The organism is Gilvimarinus agarilyticus, from assembly GCF_000832015.1.
GTDB lineage: Bacteria > Pseudomonadota > Gammaproteobacteria > Pseudomonadales > Cellvibrionaceae > Gilvimarinus > Gilvimarinus agarilyticus.
The window spans coordinates 2,404,144-2,421,010 of the sequence record NZ_JXCJ01000001.1 but is presented as its reverse complement, the minus strand read 5'-3'; the positions used below and the strand labels follow the sequence as shown (position 1 = coordinate 2,421,010).

Here is a 16,867-nt window from a genome sequence, read left to right as displayed (position 1 = left end):
ACTTATTAAAGGTTTATTGATGTTGCGCCAAAGCCGCATCCAAATCCGCGGGCTGCTCAATCGATGTTGCGCTCAAAGCTTTATTAATACGCTTTGCCAAACCGGCCAACACTTTGCCCGGGCCGCACTCTACCAGATTATCAACACCAGATTGCGCCAAAGCGTTAACACAATCTACCCACAGTACCGGGCTGTAGATTTGCTCAATCATTAAGGCTTTAATCTTTGCCGGGTCTGCCTCGGTTTGGCCGTGCACATTGTGGACAACGGCAATCTTAGGCGCCCTAAACTCAACTTCTTCGACCCAGGTTGCCAAACCGTCAGCCGCCGGGCGCATCAACTCAGTATGAAATGGTGCGCTTACAGGCAAAGGCAACGCTCGCTTGGCGCCGGCCTCTTTACAAGCGACCATAGCGCGTTCGACGGCCGCACTGTGGCCGGCAATCACGACTTGCCCCGGAGAGTTAAAATTAACGGCGCTCACCACCTCGCCCTCGGCCGCACTGGCGCAGGCATCAAGTACGGCATCGTCAGCCAAGCCAATGATGGCGGCCATCGCGCCTTGGCCTGCCGGCACCGCAGCCTGCATTAACTTGCCGCGCTCACGCACCAAAGCGACTGCATCGGCAAAAGACACCACCTCAGCGCACACCAATGCCGACCACTCACCCAAACTGTGCCCGGCAAGCATAGCCGGCTGGGCACCGCCTCGCTCACTCCACACACGCCAAAGTGCGACACTGGCGGTCAACAGCAAAGGCTGTGTACACTCGGTTAAATTAATTTCGTCCTGCGTGCCATTTTGCACCCGATCCCAAAGGTCGTATCCCAGCACATCCGACGCCTCGGAGAACGTTTGCTGCACTACGGGGTATTGCTCCGCCAAAGGCGCCAACATACCAACTTGCTGAGACCCCTGCCCCGGAAACACAAATGCCAAATTATCTGCGGCCATAATCATTAACTCTTCCAAACTGATAAATATTTATTTGGCGCCACCAAGTACATGCGCCACTTTTGCAATTGAATCAAACTCTGCCTGCTCGTACGCAAGGCGTAAAGCATTCACCGTAGCCGCCACCGAGGCGCCACCATGACTTTTGATAACTGTACCCGCCAAACCCGCCAAGATTGCACCATTGTAGGCGTCAGGGTTTAACTCTGCGCGCCAGCGCCGAATAAGCGGCCAGGCAAGCGGCGCGATTAAACGACCAAAGCCTGACTTAAAACTTTCCTCAATCCGCCCAGCAATTAACCGCGCCACCCCTTCGCTCGCCTTAAGCGCGATATTGCCACTAAAGCCATCACAGACAATCACCTGCACCGCACCACTGTAGATGGCATCAGCCTCCACAAAACCGGCGTAGGTAAAATCATCGGATTGAGCCAGCAAGGTGGCGGCATCACGGATCGTGGTAGTCCCTTTACCTGCCTCAGTGCCAATATTTAACAGCGCCACCTGCGGCTCGGCAACACCGCTCGCTCGCGCCAGCACACTGCCCATGGTGGCAAACTGTAAAAGCTGCGAGCTGCTGCAGTGAATATTGGCACCCAAGTCAAGCATCAGGGTTAATCCCGAGCGTACCGGCATCGCCTTGCAAATAGCAGGCACCTCGACGCCACCAATCATCCCCACCACTCTACGACTCACTAACATCAGCGCACCCGTATTGCCGGCACTCACGCACGCATGGGCGTCACCTTGGGCAACCGCCTGTAGCGCTTGCCACATGGACGAACCATCCCCCTGCCGCAAAGCCTGACGAGGATCGGCATCCATCGCAACCACATCGGGAGTTTCGACAAACTTAATATTGACAGGAATAGGGGCTGAACACTCGTGCGCCATCGCAGAGCGCTGACCAAACAGCAGCAACTGAACATCGGGGAAGGTGCGGGCAAATTGAATTGCCGCGGGGATAGCAATGCGGGGACCGAAGTCCCCGCTCATAGCATCTACAGCTAGTCGTATTGGCTCAGACAATGGAAAATCGTCTTGTTGTGCAATACTTACTCGTCAGATGCGATGTCGATCACTTTACGGCCACGGTAAAAACCGTCGGCACTCACGTGATGACGCAGGTGCTTTTCACCACTGGTTGGATCAACAGACAAGGTCGGCCCAGTCAACGCATCGTGTGAACGACGCATACCGCGCTTGGAACGAGTCTTTTTACTTTTCTGTACGGCCATGATTTAACTCCTATATAACAAAAAACTGAAGCTGGGGCGCCTCAAAGAAAGTGCATAACACCCTCTATTTTTTCGGCGTTCCTTTAAGTTGCTCCAGAACTTGAAACGGGTTTTGTTTCGGTTGCTCTTGAGCCCCTATCTCGGGCGCTTTACTTTCAAAGTGCTCGGAGGGTACACATGCGTGATCGTGATAAGCGACCGGCGGCAGACTTAACAGCAGCTCTTCTTCGACCATATCGTAGAAGTCCGCCGGGCCCTCTGCTGCAATCCACGGATCGCGATCTCGCGGTAAGGTTTTTGCCTGCTCTTCATCCCAGACAATGCCGAGATTAACCGCACACACCAAGGGCACTCTGACCGTATCCAAACAGCGCTGACAGGTTAGCCCCACCTCGCCTTCAATACTGCCCTGCACCACTCGCTTGCGCTCTTCATCAATCCTAAACGACAGAACAACCGCAAACCTTGCATTCTCATCAGCCACTGCCGTTGCCACTCTGGGCAGCTGCTTTAAATCAACAAAACCCGTAATTTCAATGCCCTGCTGGGCATATTTTCGCGGATCTCCCTGCCGTGGCAGAGGCTGACTAAAGGATGGCTGAGACATAAGCGCGCAATAATAGGGATCGAAAGCGCATCTGTCAAAGAAAAATAGCTCCCAGGCCCACTATTTCGGGCTTTTGGCTCATTTTTTTGGCCTTGCGGCTGGCCGGCCTCACCACACCGCCTACTCTGCACTAAAATACGCACCCACCTTGCGTTAAAATAGACCCACAAACACACGCAAGTCAGCATCGGTTAAACACACCCGCATAAAAGGAAGCCACCCAGCCATGCAACCTCTTATTCTCGCCTCCGGCTCACCTTATCGCCAAGCGCTACTGGGCAAGCTCGGGCTCGAGTTCACCGCACACTCGCCTGACATCGATGAATCCGCTACAGCCGACGAAGCACCGGTTGCACTAGCCAAGCGACTGGCGCGCAGCAAGGCCCGCGCATTAAAACAACAGCATCCCAACGCTCTTATTATCGGCTCAGACCAAGTGGCCTGGCTTGAGGGGTCACAACTTACCAAACCGGGAAACTTTGCCAATGCCCTCGGGCAGCTCCAGCGCTCAAGAGGCAAAACCGTCACTTTTTATACCGGCCTATGCCTTTATAATAGCCGTGACGATAGCGAGCAGCTAAGCGTCGAGACCTATCAGGCCAGTTTTCGCGAGCTAAGCGACGACCAGCTGCGCAACTATCTGGAGCGAGAACAGCCCTTCGACTGTGCTGGCAGCTTTAAAAGCGAGGGACTGGGAATCACCTTGTTTGAATCGCTCGCGGGCGACGACCCGAATACCCTTATCGGGCTACCGCTTATAAAGTTGACCGAAATGCTGAGCCTGGCAGGGCTAGACCCGCTTAGCGCCAACCGTTAGCAACTGGCCGCAAACGCGCTAAACGCTTTGCGGCGTAAGCTGCCACTGCAAAATCTCCGAGAAACAATCCATGCAGAGGGCCGGCTCGTATGGGTGCAGCCTCACTGCCTCATGGGCGCCATAACTTACCGCGATACGCGGCATATTGGCCCGGCGCGCCATCTCCATATCATACTCTGTATCCCCAACCATGACGGCCTGATTGGCGGGCACAGAAAAGTGCTCCAGCAGCTCGTGCAACATTCGTGGGTCGGGCTTTGAGGCGGTTTCATCTGCGCAGCGACTGGCGTGGAAATAACCCTCGAGCCCCAATCGCTGAAACACCCGATCAAGCCCCCGGCGGCTTTTACCCGTCGCCACCGCCAGCTGATGGCCATCACCGCGCAGCGATTCCAGCGACTCCATAACCTGTGGGTAAAACTGGGCAGGCTCAGCCTGATCAATAGCCAGAAAATGCTCACTGTAAAGGGCTCGCAACCGCTCTGCCGTCGGCGCTTCGATTCCGGGATAAAGCACCTGTAGAGCCTCGGGTAAACCCAGGCCTATAATATTGCGCACCGCATCTCGCTCGGGCCGCTGCCACCCTAAGTCCTCCGCTGCGCGCTGCATGGCAGTTACGATAGTGCCCGTGGAATCACTTAAGGTGCCGTCCCAGTCAAAGATATAAAGCAAATTCAACCTCCAGTCAGCCTCCCTAACCAGGAAGCTTTTGCGCCTCGATCAACTGCAACAACGCCGCAAGATCGTCCGACAGGGGGGCGTCAACCCGAGTCGCGGATGAATCCCCCGGCAATACAAACTCCAGCGCGCTGGCGTGCAAAAAATGCCGTTTTAGGCCAAGTTTTTGCAGTGCACGATTAGCACTGTCATCCCCGTACTTATCATCTCCAGCCAAGGGGCATTGCTTAAACTGGGCATGAACACGAATCTGATGAGTTCGCCCCGTAATTGGCCGGGCCTCTATCAAGGTGTAGTCACGGTAGCGCTGCAACACCGCAAACTCCGTAACGCTCGCCTTGCCCTCTGGGTGCACCTTAACAATGCGCTCTAAGCCGCCATTTTGCTCAAGCTTTAATAATGGTGCGTTAACCCTTGCCAAACGCTTGGGCCAACTACCCAGCGCCAACGCCTGATACACCTTAACGATCCCACCCCGGCCGGCCGACTTATCCCGCAATGACTGCTGTAAATGGCGTAAGAAGCTGCGCTTTTTGGCCACCATAATGCAACCGGATGTATCGCGATCTAGCCGGTGAACCAGCTCCAGGTAACGCGCCTCCGGACGCAGCTGACGCAAAGCCTCGATCAACCCCAAGTCCACCCCGCTGCCACCATGCACAGCCAGGCCCGGCGGCTTATTAACCACCAGCACCCCGTCATTCTCAAACAGGATGGCCTTTTCAAGTACACGCCCCAGCCCCTGGCTCAGCTGCTTGGGTGGCGCTTTACGCGCGACTTTGAGCGGGGGCAAGCGAACAAGATCTCCGGCCTTTAGCCGATAATCGGCACGAATACGCCCTTTATTAACCCGCACCTCGCCTTTGCGCAGCAATTTATAGACGTGGGTGCGCGGCACGCCCTTCAGGCGCGCCACCAAATAATTGTCGATACGCTGGCCGGCTTGGTCAGCGTCGACATCTAAATACTGAACTTGCGAAAAGCGCTCGTCGATGTCGAACGCTACAGTTGGCTGATTACTCATGCCCGGCATAATAGCAGCAATCGATACAAAACAGTTACTTACAGGCCACGAATTGATTTGCTGGGTATTGCTTTAGCTGTTATATTCGAGCCAGCTGGGACAGGCAGGTTTCCGGACATAGCGTTTTAGGCGTGTCGCGAGGAAATACCGCTGCCAGCTAAGGCTCTGTTTTTAAACACAAATTGTGTACAGATCCGGCGAAATGATGAAGGGTGTGACGCACGCTGCTATCGACGACACAATGTCTCGGTCCCGCGCGAGCACCGGAACCATTGCGCAGCAAGCGCAATGCGACTGATCCGCTGAATGTGTTTTGTAACTTGAATACCAAACTATTGCTGGCAGAAGTTAAACCATGAACCGGCCCTACGAGCACTAGCTCGAGGCCCCGACGAAAGACTCAAAGACCGATTCTGAGTGTTGATGGTAACAACGGCAGTATCTGCCCTAACTGCAACAACTAACTGCAACAGGCAGGCTGTGCTTAACAGCCTAAATTAGGCGTTACCGGGTAAACCCGGGCAAAAACTGGTACATACGGTTAACGATTAATATTGACATTTCGGCCCCAAAACAGCCCTTTGGCTCGGGTCGACGACGAAGTTCAATAAGGATCCAACAACCGCTGACGTGAGCAGGATGTAGCACGGCAGTCTATATGGTTGTGCAAAACACAGGAGCGTTGACAGTCGCGTGGGCACGCTGCGCCCAACGAAAAGACTAGGAAACGCATGAAAAGAATGCTTATTAATGCAACCCAACCTGAAGAGTTGCGTGTTGCGCTGGTTGACGGCCAATGGCTGTACGACCTGGACATCGAAAACCGTAATCGCGAGCAAAAAAAGGCCAACATCTACAAAGGCCGCATCACCCGAGTGGAACCCAGCCTGGAGGCTGCATTCGTCGACTATGGCGCTGAGCGTCATGGCTTTTTGCCCCTCAAAGAAATCTCCCGCGAGTACTTCAGCAAATCCCCTAACGACAGTGAAGGCCGCGTCAAAATTAAAGACGTCGTCAAAGAAGGCACTGAAGTTATTATTCAGGTAGATAAAGAAGAGCGTGGCAATAAAGGCGCCGCCCTCACCACCTTTATCAGCCTTGCCGGACGTTACTTGGTGCTTATGCCCAACAACCCGCGTGCCGGTGGCATTTCGCGCCGTATTGAAGGTGAAGATCGCGCCGAGTTGCGCGACGCTCTGAGCCAGGTCGAAATCCCCAACGGCATGGGCATTATTATTCGCACCGCCGGTGTTGGCCGCAGCGCCGAAGAACTGCAGTGGGATTTAAACTATCTACTGCAACTGTGGGAGTCGATCGACAAGGGCGCCAAGGAAGCCAAAGCCCCGGCGTTTTTGTTTCAGGAAAGTAACGTTATTATCCGCGCCATTCGCGATTACCTGCGTCAGGACGTGGGCGAAGTTATTGTCGACAACAAAGAGTCTTTTGAGCTTGCCTCTGGATTTATTCAGCAGGTTATGCCCAACTTTGGCAGCCGGGTAAAACTTTACGAAGACGACATCCCGCTGTTTAACCGCTATCAGATCGAAAGCCAAATCGAAACGGCTTTCCAGCGCGAAGTAAAACTTCCGTCGGGCGGTTCTATTGTCATCGACGTCACCGAAGCACTGGTGTCTATCGACATCAACTCGTCACGCGCCACTAAGGGCGGCGACATCGAAGAAACCGCCACCCAAACCAACCTTGAAGCGGCCGACGAAATTGCACGCCAATTGCGCCTACGTGACATGGGCGGTTTGGTGGTTATCGATTTTATCGATATGCAGTCGAGCCGCAACCAACGCGAAGTCGAAAACCGCATTCGCGATGCGCTGGCAATGGATCGCGCACGAGTACAGATTGGCCGCATCTCGCGCTTTGGGCTACTGGAAATGTCTCGTCAGCGCCTGCGGCCATCGCTCGGTGAAGTTCACTCAAAAGTGTGCCCTCGCTGTAATGGCCAAGGCACCATTCGTGGCACTCGCTCTCTGGCCCTGTCTATTTTGCGTTTAGTAGAAGACGAAGCGCAAAAAGAGCGCAGCGCCGAGATTCGCGCTATTGCGCCCACCTCAGTCGCGACTTACCTGCTCAACGAAAAACGTAAAACGATTTTCAACATTGAGCAGCGCAACAGCACTCGCGTGGTTGTGGTACCCAACGCCGAAATGACCACCCCACACTTCGAAGTGCAACGCTTGCGCGATGACGACGAAGGCACACTGGAAACCAGCTACAAGATCGTCGCCTCAGAAGAGCACATTGAGCACGAGACCATCACCGAAGAAGCGCCGGTTAAACTGCCCCAGCCGTTGGTAAAACCAACCGCACCCTTGCAGCAAGCCCCGACCCCTGTCGCCAAACCAGAGCCGGGCTTAGTCAGCCGCCTGATTAGCTGGCTGCAGGAGTTGTTCGAGTCCGACGAGCAAGACGACAAGAGCAAAAATCAAGGTAAGGGCAAAAACCAAAAAGGCAAAGGCGGCGAACAACGCAACGATCGCAACCGCTCGTCACAAAACCGCAAACGCCGCGGCGGCAAACGCCGTAACGGCCCGCGCGATGACGAACGCGACCCACAAGGTAAAAAGCCGCAAAAAGGCGCCGACAACAAGCGTAAAAGCAGCGAGACAAAAGACGAAAACTCTGAGCCTCGCGGTGCCGATGCACGCACCAAAGATGCCAACGGTAACGCTGACAACAACGGCGGCAACGAGCGCGGTGAATCACGCAGTGGTCGCGGTCGCCGCGGCCGTAATCGCAACCGTAATCGCAACCGCAACAACGATGATGCGCCGCGCAATCAGCAACAGGATGACGCCGCCACCAAGCAAAACGTTGCGGCGGAAAATAGCGATAACGGCCCGGAAAACGCCGATCAGTCGAGCGAGCAGCGTCCACCCAAGCGCCCTTCGGGTCGTCGTCGTGGCAATCAACGTCGCCGTCGCCGTGAAGATGGCGAGCAAAGCAACCCGCAAGCGAGCGATGTGCAAGCTAATGCCGGCTCAACACCGGAGCCCACGAATGAGGCCAACACTGCAGCGAGCAATTTGACTGAGGCGGACAAAAAGCCGGCAGCCGAGCGCCAGCAGCGCGAAGACAAAGCGCCAAACGGTGAGCAAAACACTCGTCAGGCTAAAACCAAAAGCCCGGCAGCGGAGCAACGCCCTGCTGCACCAGAAGCGGATGCCAGCACTCAAGCGGAGCAGCCTAAAGCCGCGCAAGAGCCGCGTAAGCCGCAGCAAGAAGTCACTGACAAAAAGCCGGCAACGCGCAAAACGGAGCAGGCAGAAGACAGCGCGGAGCAAGTAAGCCGCCTCGTTGAGCCCACCACCGTTAAACCAGCGGAGCCTGAAGCCGTCCCAAGCCCAAGCCAAGCGGCCGAGCCGCAAAAGGCAGAGCAGCCGGCAGCCGCGGCCAAAGCTGACTCAGAAAAGACCGCAGAGCAGAGCAAAGCGGAATCTACTGAGCCCGCAGCAGTTGTGACACCTACTGCCGAGCAAACCGAGCCAGAAGCTGGCAGTGAGACCAACGCAGGCGATACCACCGTTAGCGAAGAAAGCACTAGCGAGAAAACCCGCGAGCCGGAAGCCAGTCAGGTTGAGGTAAATACCGCGACAGCCACTACTGACGCACAAAGCGTCAAAAGTGTCGCGCAAGCGCCCGATGCACCAGAAAGCAATAAGGGCGCCACTGCAGACGCTCCGAAAGCGTCAGCTGCACCGGACGCCGCCAGATCAAAGGTTGCCATTAGCCGAAAAAACGGCGAGCAGCCAGCGGCTCGCACTTTTAGCCGAGCGGGCAACGATCCACGAATCTCACCCAAGCCGGTAGCGGCTGTGCGGATTCTTACCGAAACCCGCACTCGCCCACTACCCCGGGCGCTGGACACCAGCCAGCCCTCGCGAGTGGGTCACAACCCGCGCAAGCTCGAACGCCCAAGTAACGACCCCCGGGTCGCCAAAGGCGCCTCTACAGAGTCTTAAACTCTGACTACCCGAACCAGCGTCCTGCTGGTTCGGGTAATTTTCCCTCAGATTGCACAGCATTCACCCAAGTAACCGAAAAACCTCAACTTTTTCTCTCTGAGCTCTTGCTCAAGCTAAAAACCTATGTATAATCTGCCCCACTTCGGAAGGGTGGCAGAGTGGTTGAATGCACCGGTCTTGAAAACCGGCGTAGGTTAATAGCCTACCCAGGGTTCAAATCCCTGCCCTTCCGCCATATCGAGCTGCTTGCAGCTGTAAAAAAAGCGCCTTGTTGGCGCTTTTTTTATGCCCCTTTTTTAGCGACACCCGCCTACACCTTATACTTTAAAAAACGCAATTAGCCCCCATATTATCGAAGGAACCAATGTTTCGCTCGAGGCGTCTAACGATCGCCTCAAAGCGATTCCATTACGCTGCATTGGGCCTTTGTTTTAAACAAGTAAGCTTGTATCATTGGGTACTATCACTTTAGCTTGGAGAGATTAAATGCAACACGTACGCACTGCCGCTAATACGCACATGGGCTCGGCCACACAGGCTGATGCCACAGAAGTAAGCCGTGTTTTGCGCAACACCTATTTGCTGCTGAGCATTACCCTCGCTTTCTCGGCAGTTACTGCCGGTATTGCTATGGCCGTTAACTTAAGCCACGGTGCCGGCCTAATAATGTCTCTGGTTGCCATGGGGCTTATTTGGTTTGCGTTGCCGCGCACAGCCAACTCCGCCGCCGGCCTCGGTGTGGTGTTTGCCTTTACCGGTTTAATTGGCGCCGGCTTAGGGCCAATCATTAACCACTACCTAGCCGCCAGCAACGGCTCTACAATCGTTATGCAGGCACTGGGCGGCACCGCCTTTACCTTTTTAGGCTTGTCTGCTTACGCCTTGGTAACCCGCAAGGACTTCAGCTTTATGGGCGGCTTTATCGCCATGGGCATGATGATCATGATCGGCTGCATGCTACTGCTGTTGGGTGCATCACTGTTTGGTTACCACATGCCGATATTTAGCTTGGTGTTCTCAGCAGGTATCGTACTGTTAATGTCGGCGATTATTTTGTATCAAACCAGCGCCATTATTCACGGCGGTGAGCGCAATTACCTGCTGGCTACCACGTCGCTTTATCTGGCGATCATTAATATCTTCACCAGCCTACTGCACTTGTTGGGCGCGGCAGACGACTAAGCCCAAATCACAAACACTAGCAAAGCCCCGCAAGGGGCTTTCTTTTTAACCATGAAATTCACCCTCGTTATTCTCGGCGCCCCCTACAGCGACAGCGCCAGCCAAACTGCTCTGGCCTTTGCACATGCCGCACTCGCCAACGGCCACACCATCTACCGGCTTTTTTTCTACGCCGATGGCGTACACAATGCCACACGTTTAGCCGCCCCACCGCAGGACGAGCACGACTTACCCGCCAGCTGGCAACAATTTATAACAGAACACCAACTCGATGCGGTGGTATGCATTGCCGCCGCGTTGCGTCGGGGCCTACTAGACACCACAGAGGCAGAACGCTACCAAAAAAGCGGCGACAACATTGCCCAAGGTTTTGAGTTGAGCGGCCTGGGACAGCTGATTGAGGCTAGCGCGGCCTCCGATCGAGTGCTGACGTTTGGTGCCTAGCGCTATGAAATCTATTTTGTGTATTAGTCGCCACCCCCCCTATAGCAGTGCATTAGCCCGTGAAGCGCTCGAAACGGTTTTAGCCGCCGCGGCGTTCGATCAGCCGGTAAATTTACTCTTAATGGATGAAGGTATTTGGCAGCTCACCCCGGCGCAACAGCCCGAAGCCAACAAACAAAAAAGTCTGGCTCGCAACCTGAGTGCGCTGGAAATGTTTGGAGTTGAGAGGGTTTACGCTCATCATAGGTCGGCTGTTGAACGAGGATTAAACACCGAGGCACTTTGCATCGATACGGTTCAGTGGTTAAATGACGAACAAGTCCAGCAATTAATCGCGCAGCAGGATCACCTGCTAAGTTTTTAATGAGTACATTACACACCGTCAATAAGTCGCCTTTTAGCGACCAGTCTTTGCACTCATGCCTCAATATTTGCTCGAGTGGCGATTCCGTGTTGCTTATTGAAGATGGCACCTACGGCGCGTTAGGTTCTGCCCCTACGTTCAAGTTACTGCAAAGGGCTATCGAGCGCGATATTAAAGTATACGCACTAGAGAGCGATCTAATGGCGCGAGGGCTGCAATCGCAAATAGCACAAGGCATCGCAATAGCCAATTACCCTGCCTTTGTAGAGTTAAGCTGCCAACACACGACGGTTCAAAGCTGGTATTAAGAATGAGTACCACTGTAACCCCCAACCTGCCTGCACTCGATAAAGACGGCTACCTGATTAATCGGGAGGACTGGACTCCTGAGGTCGCGCAAGCACTAGCCGCCGCAGAGCACATCAACCTAGGCGATGCGCACTGGGAGATTATCGAGTTAGTACAGGCGTTTTATCGTGAGTTTGAGCTATCACCGGCAAGCCGCGCGTTAGTGCGCTACACCCAACAACGGCTAGGCAAAGAGAAAGGCCGCAGCATTTACTTGATGGGCTTATTCCCGCCGCACCCCGCGCTAATGATTAATAAAATTGCCGGGCTGCCACGCCCAGCCAACTGTTTTTAACGTAACGTTACGGCTCGTTATCGGACGCAGGTTTTGCCTTAGCGTACTGGCGTGTCAAAGTGACCACGACACCCGACAACATAAACAGCGCGATTAAGTTAGGGATCGCCATCAGCGCATTTAAAATATCAGCCACAATCCAAACCAGCGATAAATTTGCCATGGCGCCCACGCCTATTGCCAGCACCCAGACCACACGAAAAGGCGTAATGGCTTTTATGCCCCATAAATATTGCGCGCATCGCTCTCCGTAATAACTCCAGCCCAGCATGGTTGTAAACGCAAACAACGCGATCGCCAAGCTAATAAACAACTCACCAAACGGCAGTGCACTGGCAAACGCGGCTTGCGACATTAGAGCCCCTTTGGCCTCCCCCTGCCACGCACCGCTAGCCACAATAGCAATACCGGTAATAGAGCAAACGACTAGCGTATCGATAAAGGTGCCCAGCATGGCAATCATTCCCTGACGCACTGGGTTATTGGTTGCGGCCGCCGCATGAGCGATAGGCGCGCTGCCAAGCCCTGCCTCGTTGGAGAAAACGCCACGGGCCACACCAAACTGAATTGCCATAGCGACACCGGCGCCGGCAAACCCACCGGCCGCCGCCTGGCCATTGAATGCACTGTCAAAGATTAACCCGAGAGCTTGTGGAACTGCATCGGCGTGCATCACGATCACCACCACCCCGCAAACGATATAGGCGATACCCATAAAAGGAACCAACCGCCCCGCTACCTGGGCAATGCGCTTTACACCTCCCAACAGTACCACGGCAACCAGCCCCATTAGCACCAATCCAGTCACCATTTTGGGCACGGCTAAATCACCATGCAGCGCGTCAGCTACCGAGTGAGCTTGCACGGTGTTACCAATACCAAACCCCGCCGCGCAACCAAATATGGCAAACAAAGTTCCAAGCCATGCCCAGCGTGAACCCAGGCCATTTTTGATGTAATACATTGGGCCGCCAACGCTGTGGCCATCCGTATCTTTTTCGCGATAGTGCACCGCGCACACAGCCTCAGCGTATTTTGTTGCCATGCCCACTAAAGCACTGCACCACATCCAAAATAACGCTCCTGGGCCGCCCAGCCCTATGGCTGTGGCTACCCCGACAATATTGCCGGTACCGATGGTTGCAGCCAGCGCTGTCATCAACGCGTTAAAGGGGCTGACGTCGCCCGCCCCCTGTTTACGCCGTCCTTGCCACAACAACGCAAAGCCCGTACCGAGGCGCCGCAGCGGGAAGCCTCTTAGCCGCAGCATTAAAAACACCCCGGTACCCACAAGCAACAGCAGCATCAGCGGGCCCCATACCACACCGCTAATGCCATTTAATACGCTGTGTAACTCTTCCATGGTACTTGCCTCTTAGAGAAACCGTTTATGATTCAGGGCGCACGCTTATTGCGCTGCACTCGCTAGCGCGGCTCGTTCTGGGTATACGCCAAAGATACCGCCGGTATGCACAAACACCAAATCACGTGCCGTGACATGGCCTAACCGTAGCTCTTTAAGCATTCCATAAAAAGCTTTAGCGGTATAGACCGGGTCCAGTACAACACCAGAGCCGCACGCTACAGTCGCGATCGTCTCAAACACCTCTGGGTAACCTTGCGCATAGCCTGGGCCGATATAATCTTCAACCACCCGATAGTTTTCCGGCTCGGGGATATTCACCTGAGAGTACCGTTTGCGACACGCATTTAGATCCTCGCGCACACGGCGGTAGAAGTAATCGGCATCGTCACACACCGCGACACCCAACACCTGAGCACCCGGACAAAACAAGTTCAGACCAGCCGCTAAGCCCGCCAAAGTGCCCCCGGAGCCCGTCGCACAAACGACCAATGGCTCGGTAATACCACGCTCGGCGAATTGCCCGGCAAGCTCTTCCGCCGCCGCAATATACCCCCAAACGCCCACACCATCGCTCGCTCCGGTGGGTATCACATAAGGCGTACGCCCCGCCGCACGCTGGCGATCGGCGGCCTCTTGCAGCAACTGTGGTAAATGATGCTGAAACCGCCGTACCGGGTGATAGCTGATGGCTGCGCCCGCCAGCTGGCTCAAAAGCAGGTTGCCGTCAGCCACTTGCGGCTCGTCACCGCGCAGTACTAATTCGCAACCAAAACCCAACTGAGCCGCTAACAGGGCCGTTGCGCGGCAGTGGTTAGACTGCAAACCGCCACAGGTAATCAGGGTATCGGCACCTTGCGCCTGTGCCTCGGCAATCACAAATTCTAATTTGCGTATTTTATTACCGCTTAACAAACAGCCAGTAAGGTCATCGCGTTTGCACCACAAGCGGTGCTCGCCAATGCCAGGAAGAGAGAGAGGTTGTAACGGGGTGGGAAGCTGGGCCAGTGAGAGTCGATCGGGGTACGCTAAGCCTTTAGGCATGGTGCTCTCCGTTGCTAAACGACACTACTGGCCACTGTACTACAAAGCGGTAATCCTTTAAATGGACTTAACAGTGCCTTTTGGCAGTACTGCGTGAACCGCGGATTTTTGAAACTTCAGCTCAATGTTAGCGCCGGTCTCTAAAACAACGTAATTCTCGTCTACTTTAAGAATTTTACCCAGCATGCCACTGGTTAGTAGAACCTCATCGCCCTTTTTTAAGCTTGAAACCAAGTTTTGGTGTTCTTTTTGACGCTTGCGCTGTGGACGAATAATAAGCAGATACATGAACAAAAACAGACCGCCAAACATCAACAAGTTGACGTACATTGGCGCGCCCTGTGGAGCTGCCTGACCTTGTGCCCAAGCGGACTGTACAAAGAAACCCATAGGTAAAACCTCATTAGCTTAAAAGAGGCGTAACTCTACCGTGTTTGGCGGATTTTGCCAACGCCGATGACGCGCCTAGGGGGTTAAATCAAAGGGTAAGGGCCACCGGCTGGGCGACCCCTGACAGAAAGGATTAAGCGTAATCGCGAAACAGCTTACGAAACACGCTGGGCGACAAATTAGTCCAGCGCTTAAAGGCGTTGGTAAAGCTGGTGCGATCAGAGAAGTCCAGTGACGATGAAACCGAATCGACACTCATGTGGTCATCAATCAAATATTTAATCGCGTAATGAAAACGCAAGCTATCGCGCAGCTGAGCAAAGCTGGCGCCCTGCTGCTGCAGGCGCCGTTGCAGGGTGCGTTTGGAGAGATTTAAATCGTCTGCAATATGCTCGATGGCCATAGGTGCGTGGCCTACCCGCTTTTGCAGTGCTTCCAGCACTCGATCTGACACACCTTCAACCTCTGGCAGCTTGGCCAGTACGACATATTCATGGTACGAGCGGATTCCGGATCGGGCAAATCCGTCCTCATCGGTAACCTGTGGGTTAAGTCGCTGTAGCTGAATCATTGGGCTCTCCTTGTGCCGGGCCTTGGTTAGCGCCTGCCTTTAACGACACTGTTAATTGGCAGACATTAATATAAAGGGTGGCAGCAATGCTGGCAATGTGTTTACCCGTTACTTTAAGACCCCTATGGCGCTGAAACAGGCGCCAATAGAAAGATCTGCTATAAGGGGACACGCTCTAACGCTGGCGTCTGCCTACGAGCCAAGATTATAGGCTATCTGGCGTATTTTTATTAACACAATTGCGACTAACGAGTGAATTCTTGCGCCGAGTCACACATTGCTAGTCGATCTCACCAAAAATCAGGCGCTCTCGAGCTCTGCCAAATAAGCCAGCACATCCTGATCGTGTGTCTTGGTTTTGACCTTGTCAAAGATATGAGTCAGCCGCCCCTCTTTGTTAATAAAAAACGTCGTGCGCAAAATGCCCATATACTCGCGCCCCATAAACTTCTTTAAACCCCATGCGCCGTATTTATCGGCAATGGCGTGGTCCTCATCGGACAACAGCGTAAAGTTAAGCTCGTGCTTATCGACAAACTTTGCCAGGCGTGCCACCGGGTCGGGGCTAACCGCCAAAACCACGGCATCAAGCTTGTCTAAGTCAGCCTGCGCGTCACGCAACCCACAAGCTTGAGTGGTACAACCAGGGGTCATCGCCTTAGGGTAAAAGTACAGCACCACATTCTTACTACCACGAAAATCTTTTAGGCTAACCTTATTGCCATTTTGATCCTGCAAGGTAAATGCGGGGGCAAGATTACCCAGTTTTGGGAAGCTCATAAAACACTCCTTTAGTGTGAATAGCTACGAAGAAGATGACATATCGTCATCGGCTTTAGCCGAGGTATCGACTGTCACATCGCATGTCGTATTCGTAGAAAATAAAGCCGCCTTCTCATCGGTGGTTACCAGCGGTGCATACTGATCCGGCACATCCGCAACTGCGGGAGCCACCACACAATTTCTCCCTCGCGCTTTGGCCAAATACAACTGCTCGTCGGCACGAGCAACCAGCTCAGCGGGGAGTATATTTTGCTTATCGTTGAGACTTGCAACGCCCAAGCTTAACGTAGCGCCAACTTGTTCACCCGAGGGCAACTCAAACACGGACTCGGCGATAGCTGCCCGCACGCGCTCAGCAACAGCAACGGCCTGAGCCAGGCTCGTGCCGGGTAACACTACGGCAAACTCCTCGCCACCATAGCGACAAGCGATATCAAGCTTGCGCAATTGTGAATCTATAATACCGGCGACTTTTTGTAAGATACGATTACCCGCTTCGTGGCCATAGCGGTCATTCATGGATTTAAAATGATCGAGGTCACACAACATCAGTGCCATCGGTAAGCCGCTACGGTGAACTCGCTCTGCCTCTTGATTTAACACCGCCTCAAAATGGCGGTAATTAAACAAGCCGGTCAAGGCATCAGTTAACGAATCGCGCTTTAATCGCGCAACATCCTCGCGCAACTGCACCAACTCATCGCGGTAAGCGCACCTAGACTCACTGGCAACACATTGCTCAACAGGCCGATTTACATCAGACAAAAAACAACTCCCGCTGCCC

Annotated in this window: 19 protein-coding genes and 1 tRNA gene; 8 read left to right on the top strand and 12 right to left on the bottom strand. The window is 54.1% G+C overall.

The genetic code is table 11. The annotated features are described in order from the left end of the window. Nucleotides 1–13 precede the first annotated feature (13 nt). The 4 genes from fabD to SD69_RS10385 form a co-directional block, all read right to left on the bottom strand. Nucleotides 14–955 carry an ACP S-malonyltransferase gene (gene fabD / locus SD69_RS10400; RefSeq protein WP_041524679.1) on the bottom strand — a complete coding sequence of 314 codons (942 nt, stop codon included), beginning with the start codon at nt 953–955 and terminating at the stop codon, nt 14–16. 30 nt (nt 956–985) lie between these two features. Further along, nucleotides 986–1,984, bottom strand: a complete 999-nt coding sequence (gene plsX / locus SD69_RS10395) for a phosphate acyltransferase PlsX (protein ID WP_052481059.1) — start codon at nt 1,982–1,984, stop codon at nt 986–988. A gap of 26 nt (nt 1,985–2,010) precedes the next feature. After that, nucleotides 2,011–2,193: a 50S ribosomal protein L32 gene (rpmF, locus tag SD69_RS10390; RefSeq protein WP_041523172.1), complete on the bottom strand. Its 183-nt coding sequence runs from the start codon at nt 2,191–2,193 to the stop codon at nt 2,011–2,013. Between the two features lie 64 nt (nt 2,194–2,257). Continuing rightward, the gene (locus SD69_RS10385; protein ID WP_041523171.1) at nt 2,258–2,800 is read right to left on the bottom strand and encodes a YceD family protein; all 543 of its coding nucleotides are present in this window, start codon (nt 2,798–2,800) and stop codon (nt 2,258–2,260) included. Nucleotides 2,801–3,026: 226 nt separating this feature from the next. On the opposite strand from SD69_RS10385, the gene SD69_RS10380 reads away from it, so the two are divergent. Then, nucleotides 3,027–3,617, top strand: coding sequence for a Maf family protein (locus SD69_RS10380; protein ID WP_041523170.1), 591 nt, complete (start codon nt 3,027–3,029; stop codon nt 3,615–3,617). Between the two features lie 18 nt (nt 3,618–3,635). Here the strand turns inward: SD69_RS10380 and SD69_RS10375 are convergent, their stop codons facing one another. Continuing rightward, on the bottom strand, nt 3,636–4,289 hold the full coding sequence (locus SD69_RS10375) for an HAD-IA family hydrolase (RefSeq protein ID WP_041523169.1): 654 nt from the start codon (nt 4,287–4,289) through the stop codon (nt 3,636–3,638). 22 nt (nt 4,290–4,311) lie between these two features. Next, nucleotides 4,312–5,319: an RluA family pseudouridine synthase gene (locus SD69_RS10370; RefSeq protein WP_052481377.1), complete on the bottom strand. Its 1,008-nt coding sequence runs from the start codon at nt 5,317–5,319 to the stop codon at nt 4,312–4,314. A 731-nt stretch (nt 5,320–6,050) separates the two neighbouring features. Between SD69_RS10370 and SD69_RS10365 the strand changes: the two genes are divergently transcribed. The 7 genes from SD69_RS10365 (at nt 6,051) to SD69_RS10335 (ending at nt 11,932) form a co-directional block, all read left to right on the top strand. Beyond that, nucleotides 6,051–9,296 (top strand): Rne/Rng family ribonuclease, encoded by a 3,246-nt coding sequence (locus SD69_RS10365; protein WP_041523168.1) that lies wholly within the window; start codon nt 6,051–6,053, stop codon nt 9,294–9,296. Nucleotides 9,297–9,443: 147 nt separating this feature from the next. Then, a tRNA-Ser gene (locus tag SD69_RS10360) sits at nt 9,444–9,534 on the top strand. 251 nt (nt 9,535–9,785) lie between these two features. Further along, nucleotides 9,786–10,481 (top strand): Bax inhibitor-1/YccA family protein, encoded by a 696-nt coding sequence (locus SD69_RS10355; RefSeq protein WP_041523167.1) that lies wholly within the window; start codon nt 9,786–9,788, stop codon nt 10,479–10,481. 51 nt (nt 10,482–10,532) lie between these two features. After that, on the top strand, nt 10,533–10,925 hold the full coding sequence (gene tusD, locus SD69_RS10350) for a sulfurtransferase complex subunit TusD (protein WP_041523166.1): 393 nt from the start codon (nt 10,533–10,535) through the stop codon (nt 10,923–10,925). A gap of 4 nt (nt 10,926–10,929) precedes the next feature. Then, nucleotides 10,930–11,289, top strand: a complete 360-nt coding sequence (gene tusC / locus SD69_RS10345; RefSeq protein ID WP_041523165.1) for a sulfurtransferase complex subunit TusC — start codon at nt 10,930–10,932, stop codon at nt 11,287–11,289. After that, nucleotides 11,289–11,597 (top strand): sulfurtransferase complex subunit TusB, encoded by a 309-nt coding sequence (gene tusB / locus SD69_RS10340; RefSeq protein WP_041523164.1) that lies wholly within the window; start codon nt 11,289–11,291, stop codon nt 11,595–11,597. Before tusC ends, tusB begins: the two co-directional genes overlap by 1 nt. Nucleotides 11,598–11,599: 2 nt before the next feature. Continuing rightward, a complete protein-coding gene (locus SD69_RS10335; RefSeq protein ID WP_041523163.1) occupies nt 11,600–11,932 on the top strand; it encodes a TusE/DsrC/DsvC family sulfur relay protein in 333 nt (110 codons plus the stop codon). 7 nt (nt 11,933–11,939) lie between these two features. Here SD69_RS10335 and SD69_RS10330 read toward each other — a convergent pair whose 3' ends face one another. The 6 genes from SD69_RS10330 to SD69_RS10305 all read right to left on the bottom strand — a co-directional run bounded on the left by SD69_RS10330 (nt 11,940) and on the right by SD69_RS10305 (nt 16,848). Continuing rightward, nucleotides 11,940–13,295, bottom strand: a complete 1,356-nt coding sequence (locus SD69_RS10330) for an alanine/glycine:cation symporter family protein (RefSeq protein WP_041523162.1) — start codon at nt 13,293–13,295, stop codon at nt 11,940–11,942. A gap of 45 nt (nt 13,296–13,340) precedes the next feature. Continuing rightward, complete coding sequence (locus tag SD69_RS10325; RefSeq protein ID WP_041523161.1) at nt 13,341–14,339, bottom strand: 1-aminocyclopropane-1-carboxylate deaminase/D-cysteine desulfhydrase; 999 nt, start codon at nt 14,337–14,339, stop codon at nt 13,341–13,343. A 57-nt stretch (nt 14,340–14,396) separates the two neighbouring features. Then, the gene (gene yajC / locus SD69_RS10320; protein ID WP_041523160.1) at nt 14,397–14,729 is read right to left on the bottom strand and encodes a preprotein translocase subunit YajC; all 333 of its coding nucleotides are present in this window, start codon (nt 14,727–14,729) and stop codon (nt 14,397–14,399) included. A 133-nt stretch (nt 14,730–14,862) separates the two neighbouring features. Further along, entirely contained in the window at nt 14,863–15,300 is a 438-nt protein-coding gene (locus tag SD69_RS10315; RefSeq protein WP_041523159.1) for a helix-turn-helix domain-containing protein, read from the bottom strand. Between the two features lie 300 nt (nt 15,301–15,600). Then, complete coding sequence (gene bcp, locus SD69_RS10310) at nt 15,601–16,080, bottom strand: thioredoxin-dependent thiol peroxidase (protein ID WP_041523158.1); 480 nt, start codon at nt 16,078–16,080, stop codon at nt 15,601–15,603. A gap of 24 nt (nt 16,081–16,104) precedes the next feature. After that, nucleotides 16,105–16,848 carry a GGDEF domain-containing protein gene (locus SD69_RS10305; protein ID WP_052481058.1) on the bottom strand — a complete coding sequence of 248 codons (744 nt, stop codon included), beginning with the start codon at nt 16,846–16,848 and terminating at the stop codon, nt 16,105–16,107. Nucleotides 16,849–16,867 lie beyond the last annotated feature (19 nt).

What these genes read in the sequence shown, in the direction of transcription:
- fabD (WP_041524679.1), bottom strand. Translation starts at nt 955, where the DNA reads ATGGCCGCAGATAATTTGGCATTTGTGTTTCCGGGGCAGGGGTCTCAG.
- rpmF (WP_041523172.1), bottom strand. Translation starts at nt 2,193, where the DNA reads ATGGCCGTACAGAAAAGTAAAAAGACTCGTTCCAAGCGCGGTATGCGT.
- SD69_RS10385 (WP_041523171.1), bottom strand. Translation starts at nt 2,800, where the DNA reads ATGTCTCAGCCATCCTTTAGTCAGCCTCTGCCACGGCAGGGAGATCCG.
- SD69_RS10380 (WP_041523170.1), top strand. Translation starts at nt 3,027, where the DNA reads ATGCAACCTCTTATTCTCGCCTCCGGCTCACCTTATCGCCAAGCGCTA.
- SD69_RS10370 (WP_052481377.1), bottom strand. Translation starts at nt 5,319, where the DNA reads ATGAGTAATCAGCCAACTGTAGCGTTCGACATCGACGAGCGCTTTTCG.
- SD69_RS10365 (WP_041523168.1), top strand. Translation starts at nt 6,051, where the DNA reads ATGAAAAGAATGCTTATTAATGCAACCCAACCTGAAGAGTTGCGTGTT.
- SD69_RS10355 (WP_041523167.1), top strand. Translation starts at nt 9,786, where the DNA reads ATGCAACACGTACGCACTGCCGCTAATACGCACATGGGCTCGGCCACA.
- tusD (WP_041523166.1), top strand. Translation starts at nt 10,533, where the DNA reads ATGAAATTCACCCTCGTTATTCTCGGCGCCCCCTACAGCGACAGCGCC.
- tusC (WP_041523165.1), top strand. Translation starts at nt 10,930, where the DNA reads ATGAAATCTATTTTGTGTATTAGTCGCCACCCCCCCTATAGCAGTGCA.
- tusB (WP_041523164.1), top strand. Translation starts at nt 11,289, where the DNA reads ATGAGTACATTACACACCGTCAATAAGTCGCCTTTTAGCGACCAGTCT.
- SD69_RS10335 (WP_041523163.1), top strand. Translation starts at nt 11,600, where the DNA reads ATGAGTACCACTGTAACCCCCAACCTGCCTGCACTCGATAAAGACGGC.
- SD69_RS10330 (WP_041523162.1), bottom strand. Translation starts at nt 13,295, where the DNA reads ATGGAAGAGTTACACAGCGTATTAAATGGCATTAGCGGTGTGGTATGG.
- SD69_RS10325 (WP_041523161.1), bottom strand. Translation starts at nt 14,339, where the DNA reads ATGCCTAAAGGCTTAGCGTACCCCGATCGACTCTCACTGGCCCAGCTT.
- yajC (WP_041523160.1), bottom strand. Translation starts at nt 14,729, where the DNA reads ATGGGTTTCTTTGTACAGTCCGCTTGGGCACAAGGTCAGGCAGCTCCA.
- SD69_RS10315 (WP_041523159.1), bottom strand. Translation starts at nt 15,300, where the DNA reads ATGATTCAGCTACAGCGACTTAACCCACAGGTTACCGATGAGGACGGA.
- bcp (WP_041523158.1), bottom strand. Translation starts at nt 16,080, where the DNA reads ATGAGCTTCCCAAAACTGGGTAATCTTGCCCCCGCATTTACCTTGCAG.